The following is an 18,105-nucleotide window of genomic DNA, read 5'->3' as shown; positions in this document are numbered from 1 at the left end:
TAGGGGTGGGTCAGGGGCACGTCAATGGTTTGCGCAATGCTGGACGATCTCTGTGGGACGCCTGTGGTCAGGGCCGAACCACCCATGCCCGGGCGGAAGTTGCCGCATCCGCGGCACACCGGGCGCCCGGACGTTACCGTTCGGTAGACCAAGCGCTTCCGGAGGTGCCGCATGACGCCCGACCGTTCCGCAGGCCTGGCCGAGTCCGCCCGTGCGCTGGCCGCCGGGGAGGTGACCGCACGGGCACTGACCGAGGAGGCCCTGGCCCGGATCGAGGCAACTCAGCCTTCCCTGAACGCCTTTCGGGTCGTACGAAGGGAAGCGGCGCTCGCCGAGGCCGAAGCCGCGGACAAGGAACTGGCCGCCGGGGTGCGCAAGCCGCTGCTCGGGGTGCCGGTCGCCGTCAAGGACGACACCGACGTGGCGGGCGAACCGACCGCGTTCGGCTGCCGGGGCGAGTTCCCTCCGGTGGCCGAGGACGGGGAGGCGGTACGGCGGCTGCGGGCGGCCGGGGCCGTCATCGTCGGGAAGACGAACACCTGCGAGTTCGGGCAGTGGCCGTTCACCGAGGGGCCCGCGTTCGGGGAGACCCGCAATCCGTGGAACTCCCGTCATACGCCCGGGGGTTCGTCGGGTGGTTCGGCGGCCGCGGTCGCCGCGGGGCTGGTCCCGGCCGCGCTCGGTTCGGACGGCGCCGGTTCGGTGCGCATTCCCGCGTCCTGGACCCACCTCATCGGCGTCAAGCCGCAGCGCGGCCGCATCTCGACCTGGCCGCGCGGCGAGTCGTTCCAGGGCATCACGGTCAACGGCACCCTCGCCCGTACGGTCGCCGACGCGGCCCTGCTCCTGGACGCGGCGAGCGGCAACCACGCACGGGACCCGCACCAGCCGCCCGCGCTCACCCTGTCGGAGGCGGTGGGCCGCGACCCCGGCCGCCTGCGCATCGCCCTCTCCCTGAAACCGCCGTTCACCGCGCTGCCCGCCCGGCTGCGACCGGACGTACGGGCTCGGGTCCTCGAACTCGCCGAGAAACTGGCCCAGTTGGGCCACACGGTCGTGGAGGACGATCCGCCGTACGGGCAGATCGGGTTGACCTTCCTCCCCCGCGCCACCGTCGGCCTCGCCGAGCGGGTCCGCGAGGCGCCGCATCCCGAACTCCTCGACCGCCGCACTCTGGAGGCCGCCCGGCTCGGCCGCCTGCTCGGCGGGGCCCCGCTGCGGGCGGCGCGGCGCGCGGAGGCGACCCTGCACGACCGGTTCGGCGCGTTCTTCGGGATGTACGACCTGGTCCTCGCGCCGACAACTGCCGCTCCCCCGCCCCCTGTCGGCGCGATGCTCGACCTCGACGGCCTGGCCACCGACCGCGCGATGGTCGCCGCCTGTCCCTATGCCTGGCCGTGGAATATCCTCGGCTGGCCCGGCGTCAACATCCCCGCGGGCTTCGTGGGCGACGGACTCCCGGTCGGCGCCCAGCTGTTGGGCCCGTCGAACAGCGAGCCCCTGTTGCTGTCGCTCGCCGCGCAGGTGGAGGCGGACCTGCGCTGGCACGAGAAGTGGCCGGCGGCGGTCGCCGCGGATTCCCCGGCGGCGTAGTCCTGTTCGGCCCGTACTCTGTGACCATGGACGATGCGCCGATGGTCGGGCTGATGGGGCGGGTCACCGGAACGGTCGGGCCCGGGCTCGTCGGTGAGGTGATCGTCCGGGTGCGCGGGGGCGCCGAGCACTTCCTCGCGTACGCCGCCACCGGCACGGGCCGGATCGAACAGGGGACCGTGGTGATGGTGGTGGAATACCTACCTCCACGCACCGTCTACGTAACAGAGGCGTACGACAGTTGAGCTTGCTTACCAGCAGGTGAGTGCCGTTTCAAGGCTGATCGCGTCAACCTTGCAACAAGGATCCGTCAACGTCTGTACCCCGGTGTCGCGCAGGCGCACACTCCCTTCGTTCGGTGCCGTAAGGGCACCATCACAAGGGGGCGAATGCCGATGGTTGTCGGCGTCGTAGCGGGACTGGCGGTTGCCGCCGTTCTCGTACTGATCGGTCTGTTCAAGTCGATGTGGCGGGTCGCGGAGCCGAACGAGGCCCTCATCATCTCGGGCTCCAAACACCGTACCGAAGGCCTTGAGCCGGGCATGGGATTCCGTATCGTCACGGGGCGCGGCACGCTGGTGCTGCCCGGCGTGCAGGCGGTGCGCAAGCTCTCCCTCGACCTGAACGAGACCGAACTGCATGTGGACTGCGTGACCACCCAGGGCATTCCGCTCAAGGTGCGGGGCGTGGTCATCTTCAAGGTCGGCGACGACTTCGTGTCGATCGCCAACGCGGGCCGTCGTTTCCTCGACCAGCAGAAGTTGATGTCGGAGCGGGTGCACAACGTCTTCGCCGGTCATGTCCGGTCCATTGTGGGCGGGTTGACGGTCGAGGACATGATCCGCGACCGGGACAAGCTCACGGGCCAGACCCGGGCCGCCTGCGGCTCGGAGATGGAGAAGCTGGGCCTGATCGTGGACTCGCTGCAGATCCACGAGATCGAGGACCCGACGGGGTACATCAAGAACCTGGCGATGCCGCACGCGGCGGCAGTGCAGCGCGATGCGCGGATCGCGCAGGCGGAGGCGAACCGGCACGCCACCGAGGCGGAGCAGGCCTCGTTCGCGCGGATGGCGGAGGCCACCCGGGACAGCGAGATCCTCCAGGCCGGCTACCAGGCCGAGCGGGACAAGGCGGCGGCGGAGGCGCAGCAGGCCGGTCCGCTCGCGGACGCGGCGGCCCGGCAGGAGGTCGTGGTCCAGGAGACCCGGGTCGCCGAACTGGAGGCGCAGCGGCGGGAACAGCAACTCCAGGTGGACGTCCGCAAGCCGGCGGACGCGCAGGCCTACGAGAAGCGCACCCTCGCGGAGGGCGAGCGCGACGCTCTGATCTCCGGAGCGCAGGCCAGGGCCAGGGAGACCGAGTTGGCGGCCGCCGCCGAGGCGACCCGGGTCAGGGCGACCGGTGAGGCCGAGGCCGCCGCCGTACAGGCGAAGGGTCTCGCGGCGGCCGAGGCGACCAGGGCCAAGGGGCTCGCGGAGGCGGAGGCCATCAAGGCGAGGGCCGCGGCGCTCGCCGAGAACCAGGAGGCCGTGGTCGCGCAGCAACTCGCCGAGAACTGGCCGGAGATCGTCAAGGCCGGCGCGTCCGCGTTCGGCAGCGTCGACAACATGGTGGTCCTCAACGGCGCCGACGGCATGGCGGAGATGCTGGCCAAGGCGCTCACGATGGGCGGCGCGGGTCTCGGTCTGGCCCGCCAGCTGCTCTCCTCGATGAACGAGAACGGCCAGGCCCCGAACGGGACTTCGGCCCTCAACGGAAGTGTGCCACCGCCGTCACAGAAGGTGCCGGTGGAGACGGACGAGAAGTGACCGCACAGGGAGGCTGACGTACGGCTCACGGGGGACACCGTTTAGGGTGCCCCCCGTGACCGCCTTTACCGATGAGAACGTCCCGGGCCGCTTCGGCCCCACCGCCACGACCGAGGCCGACGCCCGTGAGGTCGGCAAGGTCCGTACCGAGTACTCCCCCGCGCACGACGGCGATCCGGACCCCGGTGAGATCGTCTGGACCTGGGTGCCCTTTGAGGAGAACGACGGCCGGGGCAAGGACCGCCCGGTACTCGTCGTGGCCCGTGAGCACGGCGGGACCCTGCTCGCCGTCCAGCTGTCCAGCAAGCGCCACGACGGCGACCGCGAGTGGGTGGCGATCGGCAGCGGCCCGTGGGACAAGTCCGGGCGCGACTCGTGGGTCGACGTGGACCGCGTCCTGCGCCTGCACGAGGACGGCATGCGCCGGGAGGCGTGCGCGATCGACCAGATGCGCTTCAACCTCGTCCGGCACCGGCTGCACGAACGCTACGGCTGGACCTGAGCGGCCGGCGCTGCTCGACCTGAGGGGCTAGCTCTGGAGCTGACGCTCCGGAAACGCCCGTACGAAGGCGTCCAGGACCGTGGCACCCGGCGTGCGGTCCAGGACACCGAACACCACCTGCTCGAAGGCTGCGGCGAACCGTCCGCCCGGCCCTAGCAGCGTGCGGAAGGCCCCCGCGACCTGCGCCGGGTCGTTCTGGAACACCCCGCAGCCCCAGGCGCCCAGGACCAGCCGCCGGTAGCCGTGCGCCACGGCCGTCTCCAGCACCCGCTCCGCCCGTACGGCGATGGCGTGCGGCAGTTCGGCCGCGCGCTCCGGTGCCGTGCGCAGCACGACACCGGCGTTCGGCGCGGCGGCGGTCAGGAATCCGGCGGTGTACGGCTCGTCCAGGAGCCGGCCCTTGTCGTCGCGGAAGACGGGGACGGCCGGTGAGTGGATGACCCGGTCCGTGTAGAACGGGTCGCGGTGGGCGCGGTGATGGTCGTAGAAACCGCGGGCTTCGAGCAGGCACGTGTACAGCGCGGAGGCGCGGCACAGGGCCTCTTCCTGGGCCTGCGCGCCCTTGAGGAAACCGCCGCCCGGGTTGCGGGCCGAGGCGAAGTTCAGGACGGCGACCGGGCCGGTGAGCCGGCGCGCGGCCTCCAGGCTGCTCTCGCCGGTGACCTCGAAGAGCGTCTCCGCGGGCGAGAACGGTGGTGTCCGCACCGGTTCCGGCCCGTGCAGGCGTGTACCTGCGCGGGCCGCCTCGGTCTGCGCGGCGATGGACACCTCGCGCCCGTCCGCCGCGCGGTACCCCCCGGCCGCCACGATCTGCTCGGTCTGCTGCGCGATGCCGCGCAGGCGCGCGCTCATGGCATAACCCCCGTGTACGCCATGACCGCGCGCCCCGCGATCTCCCCCGCGTTCTCCCCCGTCGTGCTCATACCTGCATCCTGAGCGATGCTGGTCGTGCGGTGCAACGGAGTTTCCGGGCTCCGCGAACAGCCGGAGAACCGGAGATTACCGATCCCGAACGTGCCGATACGCACCCTTGTGCGACGCGGCACGAGGGTCTTGGGTGGTACGAGTGTGCCGACCCGGGCCCAACCGAAACCGGGCCGGTGGCATGGTGGAATCTCAGGAGGATCCCGACATGTCCGATACGGCAAGTGACTGTAGCGACTGTACGGAGCCCCGTACCGCGGTCACCGAACCCGAGGTGGAAGCCCTGGTCAGGGGCATCTGCTTCAAGACCGGTCCGCCCCGAACGCTCGGGGTCGAAGTGGAATGGCTCGTCCACGAGCTGCGCATGCCGCAGCTCCCCGTGACACCCGAACGACTCGAAGCGGCCTACGCCGCGTTGAGGACCGTGCCTCTGAGGTCGGCGCTCACCGTCGAGCCCGGCGGCCAGCTGGAACTCAGCTCGTCGCCCGCCGCCTCCCTGATGGAGTGCATCGGTTCCGTCTCCCAGGATCTCGACACCGTCCGCGCCGTCCTGCGCCGCGACAACCTGGGGCTGGTCGGCGTAGGCCACGATCCCTGGCACCCGCCGCGCCGGTTCCTGCACGAGCCGCGCTACGACGCCATGGAGCGCTGCCTCGACCGCACCGGCGGCGCGGGCCGCCGCATGATGTGCTCCTCGGCGTCCGTGCAGGTGTGCCTGGACGCCGGCTACGAGGAGCCGGGCCCGCTCGGCCTCGGGCGGCGCTGGTGGCTGGCGCACCAGCTGGGCGCGGTCCTGGTGGCCGCGTTCGCCAACTCCCCGCTGGTCGGCCGCAGCCCCACCGGCTGGCGCTCCACCCGGCAGCTGATCTGGATGGAGATCGGCCCCGGCCGAGCGGGCGGTCCGACCCTGGACGCGCAGCCGCGTGACGCCTGGACCGATCACGTCCTGGACTCGCCGGTGATGTGCATACGGCAGGACAGCGGCCCGTGGGAGGTCCCGGAGGAGCTGACGTTCCGGGAGTGGATCAGGTCGGGGGCGCCCAGGCCGCCGACCCGTGAGGATCTCGACTACCACGTCTCGACGCTGTTCCCGCCGGTCAGACCGCGCGGCCATCTCGAACTGCGCATGATCGACGCGCAGCCCGGCGACGACGGCTGGATCGTGCCGCTGGCCGTCACGACGGCGCTGTTCGACGACCCGGAGGCCGCCGAGACCGCCTACCGGGCCGTGAAGCCGCTGGCCGAAAGGTCCCAGGGGCTTCCCGCGCCGCACAATCCGCTGTGGATCGACGCGGCCCGCTACGGGCTGTCCGACCCGGAGCTGCACGAGGTCGCCCTCGTCTGTTTCGCGGCGGCCCTGGAGGCCCTGCCCCGCCTCGGCGCGACCGCCGAGGTCACGGACGCCGTCCGCGCGTACTTCGACCGCTATGTCGTCCGGGGCCGCTGCCCCGCCGACGATCTGCTCGACCGCGTGCGCGGCACGGACAGCCGCCCGCACGGGAAGGACATCCGCACATGACCGACGCCTACATCGCCGCCGACACCGGCGCCGACACCACTGCTGACATCGATATCGAGGCGCTCAGGCAACGGGCGTTGACCACCCTGACCACGGCCCGTGACCGCACCACGCTCCTCACGAGCTGCGTGGACGAGCCCGAACTCACCGCCCAGGTCTCGCCGTTGATGTCCCCGCTGGTCTGGGACCTCGCGCACATCGGCAACCAGGAAGAGCTGTGGCTGCTGCGGGCCGTCGGCGGCCGGGACGCGATGCGGCCCGACATCGACGGCCTCTACGACGCGTTCGAGCACCCGCGTTCCGAACGCCCCTCGCTGCCCCTGCTGCCGCCCGCGGAGGCCCGGCAGTACGCGGCCGAGGTGCGCGGCCGGGTGACGGACGTACTGGAGAGCCACGCCTTCCGCGGGACGCGGCTCACCGAGCTGGGCTTCGCCTTCGGGATGGTCGCCCAGCACGAACAGCAGCACGACGAAACGATGTTGATCACCCATCAACTCCGCACGGGCCCACAGGCGTTGACTGCCCCGGACCCGGAACCGGTCCCGCTGTTCACCGGTCCGGCCGAAGTCCTGGTCCCCGGCGGCCCGTTCACGATGGGCACCTCCACCGAGCCATGGGCGCTGGACAACGAACGGCCCGCGCACCGGCGGGAGGTGGCCCCGTTCTACATCGACACGACCCCGGTGACGAACGGCGCGTATCTGGCGTTCATCGAGGACGGCGGCTACGACGACCCGCGCTGGTGGACGAAGGAGGGCTGGGCGCACGTCCGCCGCAGCTCCCTCACGGCGCCGGAGTTCTGGCGTCGGGAGGCGGGCCAGTGGCTGCGGCGCCGGTTCGGCGTCACGGAGGCCGTACCGCTGAACGAGCCGGTGGTGCACGTCTGTTGGTACGAGGCGGACGCCTACGCCCGCTGGGCCGGGCGCCGGCTGCCCACCGAGGCCGAGTGGGAGAAGGCGGCCCGCCACGACCCGACGTCCGACCGCTCGATGCGCTACCCGTGGGGCGACGCCGACCCGGCACCCGAGCACGCCAACCTCGGCCAACGCCACCTGCGCCCGGCACCCGCGGGCAGCTATCCGGCGGGCGAATCACCGCTCGGCGTACGCCAGTTGATAGGTGACGTGTGGGAATGGACGTCGAGCGACTTCCTGCCCTACCCCGGCTTCAAGGCGTTCCCGTACAAGGAGTACTCGGAGGTGTTCTTCGGCCCGGAGTACAAGGTGCTGCGGGGCGGTTCGTTCGCGGTGGACGAGGTGGCCTGCCGGGGTACGTTCCGCAACTGGGACTATCCGATCCGGCGGCAGATCTTCTCCGGCTTCCGCACCGCCCGCTCGGGGGCCGTCTGATGTGCCGTCATCTGGCGTACCTGGGACCCGAGGAGCCGCTGGGCCGGCTCCTCGTGGACCCGGAGCACAGCCTCTACCGGCAGTCCTGGGAGCCCCGGCGCCAGCGGCACGGGACGGTCAACGCCGATGGTTTCGGGGTCGGTTGGTACGCCGAGGGCGATCCGGTGCCGGGCCGCTACCGGCGGGCCGTGCCCATCTGGGGCGACCAGTCCTTCGCCGACCTGGCCCGCGTGGTCCGCTCGGGGGCGCTGCTGGCCGCCGTACGGGACGCGACATTCGCGGGTGCGGACGGGGAGGCCGCGGCGGCGCCGTTCGCCACCGGACCCTGGCTGTTCAGCCACAACGGCGCGGTCACCGGCTGGCCGCGGACGATGGCGGCCCTGGCCCAACGCCTGCCGCCGGTGGACCTGTTGTCCCTGGAGGCCCGCTGCGACTCGGCGTTCATCTGGGCGCTGGTCCTGAGCCGGCTGCGGGCCGGAGACGAGGAGGGCCAGGCACTGGCCGACACGGTGACGGAGGTCGCTCACGCGGCCCCCGGCTCCCGCCTCAACCTCCTTCTCACCAACGGCGAGACGATCGCCGCCACCGCCTGGGGCGACACCCTCTGGTACCTCTCGGAGCCCGGCCGCCGCACGGTCGTGGCCTCCGAGCCCTACGACGACGACCCGCACTGGCAGGAGGCCCCCGACCGCACTCTGCTCACCGCGACCCGCACCGAGGTCCTCCTCACCCCCCTCAAAGATCTGGCACCCGCACCGTCGAAGGAGCCCCGCACGTGAGCCCGTTCCTTCTCACCCGCACCCTCCCCGAGGACGCCACCGACGCGGCCCTGCGCACAGACGTCCTGCAAGGCCTCACCAGCACCCCGAAGACACTCCCACCGAAGTGGTTCTACGACGCCCACGGCAGCGAACTCTTCGAGCAGATCACCGAGTTGCCCGAGTACTACCCCACGCGCGCCGAGCGGGAGATCCTCGTCGACCGCGCGGCCGAGATCGCCGCCGCGACCGGCGCCCGCACGCTCGTCGAGCTGGGCTCCGGCTCCTCGGACAAGACGCGGCACCTCCTCGACGCGCTCACCGGCCTGGCCGTGTACGTCCCCGTCGACGTCAGCGAGAGCGCGCTCACGCAGGCCGGGCACGCCCTCATCGAGGAGCGGCCGGGTCTCGACGTGCACGCCCTGATCGCCGACTTCACCGGCGACCTCACCCTGCCGGAGACACCGGGCCCGCGCCTGCTGGCGTTCCTCGGCGGCACGATCGGCAACCTGCTCCCGGCGGAGCGCGCCACGTTCTTCGCCGGCCTCCGCTCGCTCCTCTCCCCCGGTGACGCGCTGCTGCTCGGCACGGACCTGGTCAAGGACGAAGAGGTCCTGGTCAGGGCGTACGACGACGCGGCCGGGGTGACGGCCGCGTTCAACAAGAACGTCCTGACCGTCGTCGACCGCGAGCTGGGCGCCGACTTCGACGCCGACGCCTTCGACCACGTGGCCCTCTGGGACAGCGACAACGAGTGGATCGAGATGCGGCTGCGGTCCCGCACGGACCAGACCGTGAAGATCCCGGCGCTCGATCTCGCCGTCGACTTCACGGCCGGCGAGGAACTCCGCACCGAGATCTCGGCGAAGTTCCGCAAGGAGGGCGTGCGCGGCGAACTGGCGGCGACCGGGCTGGAGTTGGCCCACTGGTGGACCGACCGGGAAGGACGCTTCGCGCTCTCACTGAGCGTGGTGCGCTGACGACGGGTGACGGGCCGTCTCGCGCGCCGCCGCGCTGTGGGGCACGGTGGAGTGACGCGTGACGCGCCCGTCACGGCCGAGAGGAGTACCCGCATGTCCAACCACACGTACCGGGTCACCGAGATCGTCGGGACCTCTCACGAGGGCATCGACCAGGCCATCCGCAACGGCGTCGCCCGCGCCGCGCAGACCCTGCGCAGCCTGGACTGGTTCGAGGTGACCCAGGTCAGGGGCCAGATCGAGAACGGGCAGATCGAACACTTCCAGGTCGGCCTGAAGGTCGGCTTCCGCATCGAGGACGAGGACTGACGGCCGTAGCGGCCACAGCTCTCAGGTCCGGCCCTCCCCCTCCTGTGCCGCCTCCAGCGCGGCGGAGGGGGCGGTCCAGCGGGCCCGTACGACCCTGAACCCGGCCCGTTCGGCGTCGTCGCAGACCAGCTCGTCATCGTCCACGAGGATCCGGATGTCGCGGTCGCGTGCGAGCCGCTTGAGGATCTCCAGCTTGGTGCGCCGGGCGGGCCTGCGGTCGTCGTTGCGCCGCATGAGGACCCGCCCCTCGGGCAGCCCCTGCGCGGCGAGCCAGGCGAGCGTGTCGCGCCGGCAGCGTTCGGGCCGCCCGGTCAGATAGACGACCTCGCACTCCTCGGCGCACTCAAGGGCGAGCGCGATGCCTTCCGCGAGCGGCGGGTCCTGCGGCGCGGCGCCGAAGAAGCCGTCCCAGTCGCGCGGCTTGTTCTCCAGGAACCGCTGCCGGTGCGCCGTGTCGGCGAGGGTGTTGTCGAGGTCGAACACGGCAAGCGGGCGCTTGTTGTCGGCAGTCACCCGCCCACCCTAGACAGCCGGACCCTTCACCCCGGCAACGGCCCGCGGGAGGCCTGGCCTCATGCTTCTTGCATGTCTGCCGCCACTCCCGCTCCCCGTACGTTCCTGATCGGCGCCGCCCGAGACCGGCCCTGCACCCTGGTCGTCTGCCGGGGCTGCTGCTGCGGCGACCCGCACAAACACCCGGGCACGGACCATGCCTGGCAGCTGGAACGGCTGCGGTCCGGCGCCGCCGAGCACGGTTTCGCCGTCCGTACGACGGACTGTCTGGGCCCCTGCGACCAGGCCAACGTGATCGTGGTCCAGCCGTCGGCCGCGGGGCGGCGGGCCGGTGGGCGGCCGACCTGGGTCGGGTTCGCGATGGACGACGACTGCACGGAGGAAGTGCTGGAGTGGGCGGCCGCGGGCGGGCCGGGGATCGCCGAGCCGCCCGTCACGCTGGAGCTTCAGTTCATCGCCCCGCCCCGGGACGCACGCGTCCGGTCCCGGCGGTGAGGGCCGCACCCGGAACCTCCAATTGCTAATGGGATCCATTTTCATATAGCGTCCTCGGTGCCCGCCAGCCCACCGAGGAGGAATCCCCATGGCCGTCCCCAAACGGAAGATGTCCCGCAGCAACACCCGCCACCGCCGCGCCCAGTGGAAGGCCACGACGCCCACTCTCGTACCCGTCACGATCGACGGCGTACGCCACCTCGTCCCGCAGCGGCTGGCGAAGGCGTACGAGCGCGGGCTGCTGCGCCCCGGGGACTGACCTGGGCGACCGCGGGAATGCCGTAGCCTCCCCGGCGTTGAACCTGACGTGAGCTCCGTGATCGCCTCGACCCCCTTCTCCGTCCTCGACCGGTCCCGCACCCGCGAGGGGCACCCGCCCGCCGAGGCGCTGCGCGACACCGTGCGGCTGGCGCGGGAGGTCGAGGAGCTGGGCTATCACCGGTTCTGGGTGTCGGAGCACCACGGCGTGCCCGGGGTCGCCGGTTCCGCGCCGACCGTGCTGGCCGCCGCCGTCGCCTCGGCCACCCGGAGCATCCGGGTCGGGACGGGCGGGGTGATGCTGCCCAATCACCAACCCCTGGTCGTGGCCGAGCAGTTCGGGGTCCTGGAGTCGCTGTTCCCGGGCCGGATCGACATGGGACTCGGCCGCTCGGTCGGCTTCACCGACGGCGTGCGCAAGGCGCTGGGCCGCGACAAGGACGACGCCGACGACTTCGCCGGACAACTCGACGAACTCCTCGACTGGTTCCGGGGCACGTCACCCACCGGCGCGCACGCACGACCGTCCGAGGGCCTGAGCGTGCCGCCCTTCGTGCTCGCGATGGGCGAGGGCGCCGACATCGCGGCCCGGGCCGGCCTGCCGATGGTCATCGGCGACCTCCGCAACCGCGACAAGATGCGGCGCGGAATCGACCACTACCGCGACAGCTTCCGGCCCTCCCCGTGGGCCCCGGAACCGTACGTCGTCATCTCCGGCACGATCGCCGTGGCCGCCACCCCCGAGGCGGCCCGACGACTCCTCGTCCCGGAGGCCTGGTCGATGGCGTACTCGCGCACCCACGGCACGTTCCCCCCGCTCCCGCCCGCCGAGCGCGTGGAGCAACTGCCCATGACCGACAAGGAGTTCGGCTTCTACGAGGCCGGGCTCACCGGACAGCTCGCGGGCACCGGGGAACAGGTGGCCCACGAGCTGGAGACGGTGCTGAAGGAGACGGCGGCCGACGAGGTCCTCGTCACCACCAGCACCTACGACCGCGAAGCCCTGCTGGACTCCTACCGGCGGCTCGCCTCCCTCATGGCGTGAGCACCATCCGGAAGCGTGCCGCCCCGGACAGCATCCGCTCGTAGGCCTCGCCCGCCTGGTCCAGGGGTACGGTCTCCACCATCGGGCGGATGTTGTGCAGGGCGCTGAAGGCCAGCGTGTCCTGCACATCCTGCGCGGTGCCGGACGGGTGGCCCCGAACGACCTTGGCACTCATGAGGAGTTGGAGCGGGCTGATCCCCAACGGCGCGGTGTCCGCCCCGATGACGACCAGCTCGCCGCGGTGCCGCAGCCCCTCCACGGTCGCCGTGGCGGCATCGGCGTTGCCCGCCGTGGCCAGGACGACCTTGGCGCCGCCGAGTGCCTTCAGCGCGTCCGCGACATCGGTGTCCGCCGTGCTGTCGACGTAGTGGTGCGCGCCCAACTGCTTGGCGAAGTCGGCCTTTTCGGGACCTCGCGCGATCGCCACGGTCTCGAATCCCATGGCGGCCGCGTACTGCACGCCCAGGTGGCCGAGGCCGCCGAGTCCGAGCACGGCGACCAGGTCGCCCGGCTTCGCGGAGCTGCGCCGCAGCCCGTTGAACGTGGTCACGCCCGCGCACCCCATGGGCGCGGCGGCACTGGCCGACAGGCCGTCGGGGATCCGGGCGAGCGCGTCGACCGGCGCCACGGTCATCTCCGCGAAGCCTCCGTCGTAGGCCCAGCCGGGTACCTTCAGGTTCTCGCAGACGATGAAGTCGCCCTGCCTGCACGGGGTGCAGTGGCCGCAGCTGCCGCCGAACCAGCCGACGGCCACCCGGTCGCCGATCCGCCAGCCGCTGTCCGAGGATCCCTCGCCGAGCGCGTCGATGTGCCCGGCGATCTCGTGCCCGGTGACCAGCGGGAACTGCACGCCCGGCACTCCGGCGTTCACGAAGAAGGTGTCGCTGTGGCAGATCCCGCAGGCTTCCACGGCGATCCGCACATGACCGGGACCGGGCTGCGGCACGGCCCGCTCGACGATCGTGAACTCGCCGCCGGCCGCGCCCACTTGCGCGACTCGATATCTGCTCATACCTGTCTCCCAGAGGGGTGCGAATGCGGACCGGCTAGTGCGCGGCCGCCTGGCGTGCCTTGATCTCGATCGTGCCGTCGCTCGCGTCGACCAACGCCTGGTCGCCCGCGTCGAGTTCACCGGTGAGCAGCATGTCGGCGAGCCGGTCGTCGACCTCGCGCTGGATGGTGCGGCGCAACGGACGGGCGCCGAAGTCGGGTTGATAGCCGAGGTTCGCGAGCAAGTCGGCCGCCGCGTCGCTGACCTCCAGGGTGACGTCCTGGGCGTGCAGCCTGCGCCGGGTGTGTTCCAGCAACAGGTCGACGATGTCCCGGAGTTGGGCGCGTTCCAGACCGCGGAAGACGATGATCTCGTCGATGCGGTTGAGGAACTCGGGGCGGAAGTGCTGGTTCAGGACCGGCATCACCGTCTCGCGGACCTTGGCGTAGTCGTCGACGCCCGCCGCGAGGATGCGGTCGGCGCCGATGTTCGACGTCATGATCACGACGGTGTTCTTGAAGTCGACCGTGCGGCCCTGCGAGTCGGTGAGCCGTCCGTCGTCGAGGAGTTGCAGCAGGGTGTTGAAGACGTCGGGGTGCGCCTTCTCCACCTCGTCGAGCAGCAGCACGGCGTAAGGCTGCCTGCGGACGGCCTCGGTGAGCTGGCCGGCCTCGTCGTGACCGACGTATCCGGGAGGCGCGCCGACCAGACGGGAGACGGTGTGCCGCTCCTGGAACTCGCTCATGTCGAGGCGGATCATGCGGCTCTCGTCGCCGAAGAGGGCGGCGGCGAGCGCGCGGGCCAGTTCCGTCTTGCCGACGCCGGTGGGGCCGAGGAAGAGGAAACTGCCGATGGGCCGGTTCGGGTCGCTCATGCCGGCGCGGGCGCGGCGTACGGCCCGGGAGACAGCGGTGATGGCCTCGTCCTGGCCGACGACCCGCTCGTGGAGGTGCTCCTCCAGCTTCATCAGCCGGGCGCGTTCCTCCTCGGTGAGCTGGGCGACGGGGATGCCGGTGGTGCGGGAGACGACCTCGGCGATGTCCTCGGCGGTGACCTTGGGCACCTGCTCCTCGGCGGAGCCACCCGCTGTCAGTTCGGCCTCGGTGTCCTTGATCCGGTCGCGGAGTTCCTTGGCCCGCTCGTACTCCTCGTCGGCGACGGCCTGGTCCTTCTCCCGGTTGAGGGCGGCGAGCCGGTCCTCGGCCTCGCGCGTGTCGGAGAGCGGGGTCCTGGCGCGCAGCCGGACCCGTGCCGCCGCCTGGTCCATCAGGTCGATGGCCTTGTCGGGCAGGAAGCGAGCGGTGATGTAGCGGTCGGAGAGTTCGGCGGCCGCGACGACGGCCTCGTCGGTGATACGGACCTGGTGGTGGGCCTCGTAGCGGTCGCGCAGGCCGCGCAGGATCTCGATGGTGTCGTCGACGGTCGGTTCGCCGACCAGGATGGGCGCGAAGCGGCGCTCCAGCGCGGAGTCCTTCTCGATGTACTTGCGGTACTCGTCGACGGTGGTGGCACCGATGAGGTGCAACTGCCCACGAGCCAGGGCGGGTTTGAGCATGTTCCCGGCGTCGAGAGCACCGTCCCCGCCGCCGCCCGCGCCGACGACGGTGTGCAACTCGTCGAGGAACAGCACCAGTTCGTCGCCGTGCTCGCTCACCTCGTCGAGGAGGTTCTTCAACCGCTCCTCGAACTCGCCCCGGTACTTGGTGCCGGCGACCATCCCGGCCAGATCCAGCGTGACGAGCCGCTTGTCCGCCAGGGTCTTCGGCACGTCACCGGCGACGATGCGCTGGGCGATGCCCTCGACGACGGCGGTCTTGCCGACGCCGGGGTCGCCGATGAGGACGGGGTTGTTCTTGCTGCGCCGGGACAGCACCTCGATGGTCTGCTCGACCTCGTCGTCCCGCCCGATCACCGGGTCGAGCCGCCCGGCCCGGGCGTCCTCCGTGAGGTCACGGCCGTACTCGTCGACGGTGGGTGTGCTGCTGGGCCGCGTGCGCTCGGGCTCGGCACCGGTGGGCACCCGGCCGCTCTCCCAGCCGCTGCCCGTGAGGGCCTGTCCGGCGGCCGACTCGGGGTGGGCGGCGAGCGCCCGCAGCAGGTGTTCGGGGCCGATGTACGAGGAGTCCTCGGCGCGGGAGATCCGATAGGCGTCGAGCAGGGCCCGCTTGGCGGCCGGGGTGAGCGTGGCGGGTTCGGTCTTCGGGCCGCCGTCCGCGCCGGCGGCCAGCCGCTCCCGGATCCGGTCGGGGTCCGCGCCCGCCTCGGCGAGCAGCCGCCGGGTCGACTCCTGTTCGGTGGCGGCGGCGAGCAGATGCCGGGCGTCGAGTTCCTCGCTGCCCTCGACGGCGGCGATGTCCCGGGCCTGGGCCACCAGCTCACGGGCCCGTTCGGAGAGCAGGCCGCCGATGTCGACGCGCTGCGCCCGGCGCGCCGGCGCCGCCGGGCCCGAGCTGCCGAAATACCGGGACATCAGCTCGTCGAATTCCTCGAAGGGGCTGCGTCCGAAACCGAATCCGGGAGTGCTCATGACCACGGACCTTCCGTGCGGCGACTGGGCGGCGACTGGCATCCGTGTCTTCCAACCTGGCACAGCGCAGGCACCCGCGCACCCCCGCAGGTCACCGGGCGGCACAGGGCGTGGTCGCCTAGACTCGCGGGGTCATGCGCAGCCCCCACACTCCCCACGTCCCCGACTCCTACGTCCATGTCCGCGGCGCCCGCGAGCACAACCTCCAGGGCGTCGACGTCGACATCCCACGGGACGTGTTGACCGTGTTCACAGGCGTCTCCGGCTCCGGAAAGTCGTCCCTCGCCTTCGGCACGATCTACGCGGAGGCCCAGCGCCGCTACTTCGAGTCGGTCGCGCCGTACGCCCGCAGACTGATCCACCAGGTAGGAGCCCCGAAGGTCGGCGAGATCACCGGCCTCCCCCCGGCCGTCTCCCTCCAGCAACGCCGCTCGACCCCCACCTCCCGCTCCTCGGTGGGCACGGTCACCAACCTGTCGAACTCCCTCCGGATGCTGTTCTCCCGCGCCGGCGACTACCCGCCCGGCGCGGAACACCTCGACTCCGACGCCTTCTCCCCCAACACGGCGGCGGGCGCGTGCCCGGAGTGCCACGGCCTGGGTCGGGTCCACCGCACAACCGAGGCGTCCCTCGTCCCCGACCCCTCCCTGTCGATCCGCGAGGGCGCGATCGCCGCGTGGCCGGGCGCCTGGCAGGGCAAGAACCTGCGCGACATCCTCGACACACTCGGCTACGACGTGGACGTGCCGTGGCGCGAACTCCCCGCCGAACAGCGGGAGTGGATCCTGTTCACGGACGAGCAACCGGTGGTGACGGTCCACCCGGTCCGGGACGCGGACCGCATCCAACGCCCGTACCAGGGCACGTACATGAGCGCCCGCCGCTACGTCATGAAGACATTCTCGGACACGAAGAGCCCCACCCTCCGCACCAAGGCGGAACGCTTCCTGATCAGCACCCCCTGCCCGGTCTGTGGAGGCAGCAGGTTGCGCGCCGAGTCCCTGGCGGTGACCGTCGCGGGCCGCACGATCGCCGACCTGGCAGCGCTGCCGTTGGCGGAACTGGCGGGCACGCTCACCGGAACGTCGGAGGCGGCCCGCGTCCTGACCGCGGACCTGGACTCCCGCATCGCCCCGATCCTCGAACTGGGCCTCGGCTACCTAAGCCTGGGCCGCGCGACCCCCACCCTCTCGGCGGGCGAACTCCAACGGCTGCGCCTGGCAACCCAGTTGAGGTCCGGCCTCTTCGGTGTCGTCTACGTCCTGGACGAACCGTCCGCCGGACTGCACCCCGCGGACACGAAGGCCCTCCTCACCGTGTTGGACCGGCTCAAGTCGGCGGGCAACTCGGTGTTCGTGGTGGAGCACCACCTGGACGTGATGCGCGGCGCCGACTGGCTGGTGGACGTGGGCCCCCAGGCCGGCGAGCACGGTGGACGGGTGCTGTACAGCGGACCGGTGACCGGGCTCGCGGCGGTCACGGAATCGGCGACGGCACGCTTCCTCTTCGACCACTCCCCCACGCCGGCCCGCGAAGTCCGTTCACCGCGGGGCGAGTTGAAGGTGGGCCCGGTGACGCGGCACAACCTGCGGGACGTGACGGCGGAGTTCCCCCTGGGCGTGTTCACAGCGGTCACCGGTGTCTCCGGCTCAGGCAAGTCCACGCTGATCGGCGAGATCACGGAGGAACTGCCGGGCGTGGGACGCCTGGTGTCGGTGGACCAGAAGCCGATCGGCCGCACCCCACGCTCGAACCTGGCGACGTACACCGGGCTCTTCGACGTGGTGCGCAAGGTCTTCGCGGCAACGGACGAGGCACGCCAACGGGGTTACGGCGTGGGCCGGTTCTCCTTCAACGTGGCGGGGGGTCCCCCCTCTGGGGGAGGCCGCTGCGAGACCTGCCAGGGCGAGGGCTTCGTCAGCGTGGAACTGCTCTTCCTCCCCAGTACCTACGCGCCGTGCCCGGACTGCGGCGGGGCCCGCTACAACCCCGAGACGCTCCAAGTGACGTACCGGGGACGGAACATCGCGCAGGTCCTCGACCTGACGGTGGAGAGCGCGGCGGAGTTCTTCGCGGACACGGACACTCCGGCCGTGACCCGCAGCCTGACCGCACTGCTGGACGTAGGCCTGGGCTACCTGCACCTGGGCCAACCCGCCACCGAGCTGTCCGGCGGCGAGGCCCAACGCATCAAACTGGCCACCGAGTTGCAGCGCGGCCGCCGCAGCCACACCCTCTACCTCCTCGACGAACCGACGACCGGCCTCCACCCGGCCGACGTCGAGGTCCTCCTCCGCCAACTCCACGGCCTGGTCGACGCCGGCCACACCGTAGTGGTGGTCGAACACGACATGGCGGTGGTGGCGGGCGCGGACTGGGTGATCGACTTGGGGCCGGGCGGAGGAGCCAGGATCATCCGCGAGACGCTGCACGGCATCCTCGCCGGCCACCAACCGCCCCGTACGAGGACGGAACTCTTCCGGCTTGCATCACAGGCCTCGGGACTTCTCGGATACATGGCCGTCAACGCC

General features: G+C 71.5%; 17 protein-coding genes. 13 read left to right on the top strand and 4 right to left on the bottom strand.

The genetic code is table 11. The annotated features are described in order from the left end of the window. The first annotated feature begins 171 nt into the window (after window positions 1–171). The 4 genes from ACNFOC_RS06695 (at window position 172) to ACNFOC_RS06680 (ending at window position 3,906) form a co-directional block, all read left to right on the top strand. On the top strand, window positions 172–1,593 hold the full coding sequence (locus tag ACNFOC_RS06695) for an amidase (RefSeq protein WP_416957609.1): 1,422 nt from the start codon (window positions 172–174) through the stop codon (window positions 1,591–1,593). A 26-nt stretch (window positions 1,594–1,619) separates the two neighbouring features. Further along, a complete protein-coding gene (locus tag ACNFOC_RS06690) occupies window positions 1,620–1,838 on the top strand; it encodes an NfeD C-terminal domain-containing protein (RefSeq protein ID WP_416957607.1) in 219 nt (72 codons plus the stop codon). Between the two features lie 144 nt (window positions 1,839–1,982). After that, window positions 1,983–3,404: a flotillin family protein gene (locus ACNFOC_RS06685; RefSeq protein ID WP_416957605.1), complete on the top strand. Its 1,422-nt coding sequence runs from the start codon at window positions 1,983–1,985 to the stop codon at window positions 3,402–3,404. Window positions 3,405–3,459: 55 nt separating this feature from the next. Further along, window positions 3,460–3,906 carry a type II toxin-antitoxin system PemK/MazF family toxin gene (locus ACNFOC_RS06680; protein ID WP_416957603.1) on the top strand — a complete coding sequence of 149 codons (447 nt, stop codon included), beginning with the start codon at window positions 3,460–3,462 and terminating at the stop codon, window positions 3,904–3,906. Between the two features lie 27 nt (window positions 3,907–3,933). On the opposite strand, the gene ACNFOC_RS06675 is transcribed toward ACNFOC_RS06680, so the two are convergent. Then, window positions 3,934–4,758, bottom strand: a complete 825-nt coding sequence (locus ACNFOC_RS06675; protein ID WP_416957601.1) for a TIGR02452 family protein — start codon at window positions 4,756–4,758, stop codon at window positions 3,934–3,936. Between the two features lie 280 nt (window positions 4,759–5,038). Between ACNFOC_RS06675 and egtA the strand changes: the two genes are divergently transcribed. The 5 genes from egtA to ACNFOC_RS06650 all read left to right on the top strand — a co-directional run bounded on the left by egtA (window position 5,039) and on the right by ACNFOC_RS06650 (window position 9,745). After that, window positions 5,039–6,349, top strand: coding sequence for an ergothioneine biosynthesis glutamate--cysteine ligase EgtA (gene egtA, locus ACNFOC_RS06670; RefSeq protein WP_416957599.1), 1,311 nt, complete (start codon window positions 5,039–5,041; stop codon window positions 6,347–6,349). Next, entirely contained in the window at window positions 6,346–7,698 is a 1,353-nt protein-coding gene (gene egtB, locus ACNFOC_RS06665) for an ergothioneine biosynthesis protein EgtB (RefSeq protein WP_416957597.1), read from the top strand. Before egtA ends, egtB begins: the two co-directional genes overlap by 4 nt. After that, a complete protein-coding gene (egtC, locus tag ACNFOC_RS06660) occupies window positions 7,698–8,477 on the top strand; it encodes an ergothioneine biosynthesis protein EgtC (protein ID WP_416957595.1) in 780 nt (259 codons plus the stop codon). The genes egtB and egtC overlap by 1 nt, the downstream gene beginning before the upstream one ends. Next, a complete protein-coding gene (gene egtD / locus ACNFOC_RS06655) occupies window positions 8,474–9,436 on the top strand; it encodes an L-histidine N(alpha)-methyltransferase (RefSeq protein ID WP_416957593.1) in 963 nt (320 codons plus the stop codon). Before egtC ends, egtD begins: the two co-directional genes overlap by 4 nt. Window positions 9,437–9,529: 93 nt before the next feature. Further along, window positions 9,530–9,745 (top strand): dodecin, encoded by a 216-nt coding sequence (locus ACNFOC_RS06650; protein WP_033279016.1) that lies wholly within the window; start codon window positions 9,530–9,532, stop codon window positions 9,743–9,745. Window positions 9,746–9,766: 21 nt separating this feature from the next. Here the strand turns inward: ACNFOC_RS06650 and ACNFOC_RS06645 are convergent, their stop codons facing one another. Continuing rightward, a complete protein-coding gene (locus ACNFOC_RS06645) occupies window positions 9,767–10,258 on the bottom strand; it encodes a phosphatase domain-containing protein (RefSeq protein WP_416957591.1) in 492 nt (163 codons plus the stop codon). A 72-nt stretch (window positions 10,259–10,330) separates the two neighbouring features. Between ACNFOC_RS06645 and ACNFOC_RS06640 the strand changes: the two genes are divergently transcribed. From ACNFOC_RS06640 to ACNFOC_RS06630, 3 genes are all read left to right on the top strand, one after another. After that, complete coding sequence (locus tag ACNFOC_RS06640) at window positions 10,331–10,753, top strand: (2Fe-2S) ferredoxin domain-containing protein (RefSeq protein WP_416957589.1); 423 nt, start codon at window positions 10,331–10,333, stop codon at window positions 10,751–10,753. Window positions 10,754–10,841: 88 nt separating this feature from the next. Beyond that, complete coding sequence (rpmF, locus tag ACNFOC_RS06635; protein ID WP_416957588.1) at window positions 10,842–11,012, top strand: 50S ribosomal protein L32; 171 nt, start codon at window positions 10,842–10,844, stop codon at window positions 11,010–11,012. Between the two features lie 48 nt (window positions 11,013–11,060). Continuing rightward, window positions 11,061–12,056, top strand: a complete 996-nt coding sequence (locus tag ACNFOC_RS06630) for an LLM class flavin-dependent oxidoreductase (protein ID WP_416957586.1) — start codon at window positions 11,061–11,063, stop codon at window positions 12,054–12,056. Here the strand turns inward: ACNFOC_RS06630 and ACNFOC_RS06625 are convergent. Together ACNFOC_RS06625 and ACNFOC_RS06620 are read right to left on the bottom strand one after the other, a co-directional pair. Then, window positions 12,046–13,068, bottom strand: coding sequence for an alcohol dehydrogenase (locus ACNFOC_RS06625; protein ID WP_416957584.1), 1,023 nt, complete (start codon window positions 13,066–13,068; stop codon window positions 12,046–12,048). The two genes, ACNFOC_RS06630 and ACNFOC_RS06625, sit on opposite strands and share 11 nt — an antisense overlap. 34 nt (window positions 13,069–13,102) lie before the next feature. Beyond that, the gene (locus ACNFOC_RS06620) at window positions 13,103–15,574 is read right to left on the bottom strand and encodes an ATP-dependent Clp protease ATP-binding subunit (protein ID WP_416957582.1); all 2,472 of its coding nucleotides are present in this window, start codon (window positions 15,572–15,574) and stop codon (window positions 13,103–13,105) included. Between the two features lie 134 nt (window positions 15,575–15,708). Between ACNFOC_RS06620 and ACNFOC_RS06615 the strand changes: the two genes are divergently transcribed. Further along, on the top strand, window positions 15,709–18,105 hold a 2,397-nt coding region (locus ACNFOC_RS06615), incomplete at its 3' end, for an ATP-binding cassette domain-containing protein (protein WP_416957580.1).

Source organism: Streptomyces colwelliae (genome assembly GCF_048158785.1).
Taxonomy (GTDB): domain Bacteria; phylum Actinomycetota; class Actinomycetes; order Streptomycetales; family Streptomycetaceae; genus Streptomyces.
The sequence above is the reverse complement of the archived record's forward strand: the minus strand, read 5'-3'. Positions and strand labels throughout refer to the sequence as shown.

What these genes read in the sequence shown, in the direction of transcription:
- ACNFOC_RS06695 (WP_416957609.1), top strand. Translation starts at nt 172, where the DNA reads ATGACGCCCGACCGTTCCGCAGGCCTGGCCGAGTCCGCCCGTGCGCTG.
- ACNFOC_RS06620 (WP_416957582.1), bottom strand. Translation starts at nt 15,574, where the DNA reads ATGAGCACTCCCGGATTCGGTTTCGGACGCAGCCCCTTCGAGGAATTC.
- egtC (WP_416957595.1), top strand. Translation starts at nt 7,698, where the DNA reads ATGTGCCGTCATCTGGCGTACCTGGGACCCGAGGAGCCGCTGGGCCGG.
- ACNFOC_RS06675 (WP_416957601.1), bottom strand. Translation starts at nt 4,758, where the DNA reads ATGAGCGCGCGCCTGCGCGGCATCGCGCAGCAGACCGAGCAGATCGTG.
- ACNFOC_RS06625 (WP_416957584.1), bottom strand. Translation starts at nt 13,068, where the DNA reads ATGAGCAGATATCGAGTCGCGCAAGTGGGCGCGGCCGGCGGCGAGTTC.
- ACNFOC_RS06690 (WP_416957607.1), top strand. Translation starts at nt 1,620, where the DNA reads ATGGACGATGCGCCGATGGTCGGGCTGATGGGGCGGGTCACCGGAACG.
- egtA (WP_416957599.1), top strand. Translation starts at nt 5,039, where the DNA reads ATGTCCGATACGGCAAGTGACTGTAGCGACTGTACGGAGCCCCGTACC.
- ACNFOC_RS06685 (WP_416957605.1), top strand. Translation starts at nt 1,983, where the DNA reads ATGCCGATGGTTGTCGGCGTCGTAGCGGGACTGGCGGTTGCCGCCGTT.
- egtB (WP_416957597.1), top strand. Translation starts at nt 6,346, where the DNA reads ATGACCGACGCCTACATCGCCGCCGACACCGGCGCCGACACCACTGCT.
- rpmF (WP_416957588.1), top strand. Translation starts at nt 10,842, where the DNA reads ATGGCCGTCCCCAAACGGAAGATGTCCCGCAGCAACACCCGCCACCGC.
- ACNFOC_RS06650 (WP_033279016.1), top strand. Translation starts at nt 9,530, where the DNA reads ATGTCCAACCACACGTACCGGGTCACCGAGATCGTCGGGACCTCTCAC.
- ACNFOC_RS06640 (WP_416957589.1), top strand. Translation starts at nt 10,331, where the DNA reads ATGTCTGCCGCCACTCCCGCTCCCCGTACGTTCCTGATCGGCGCCGCC.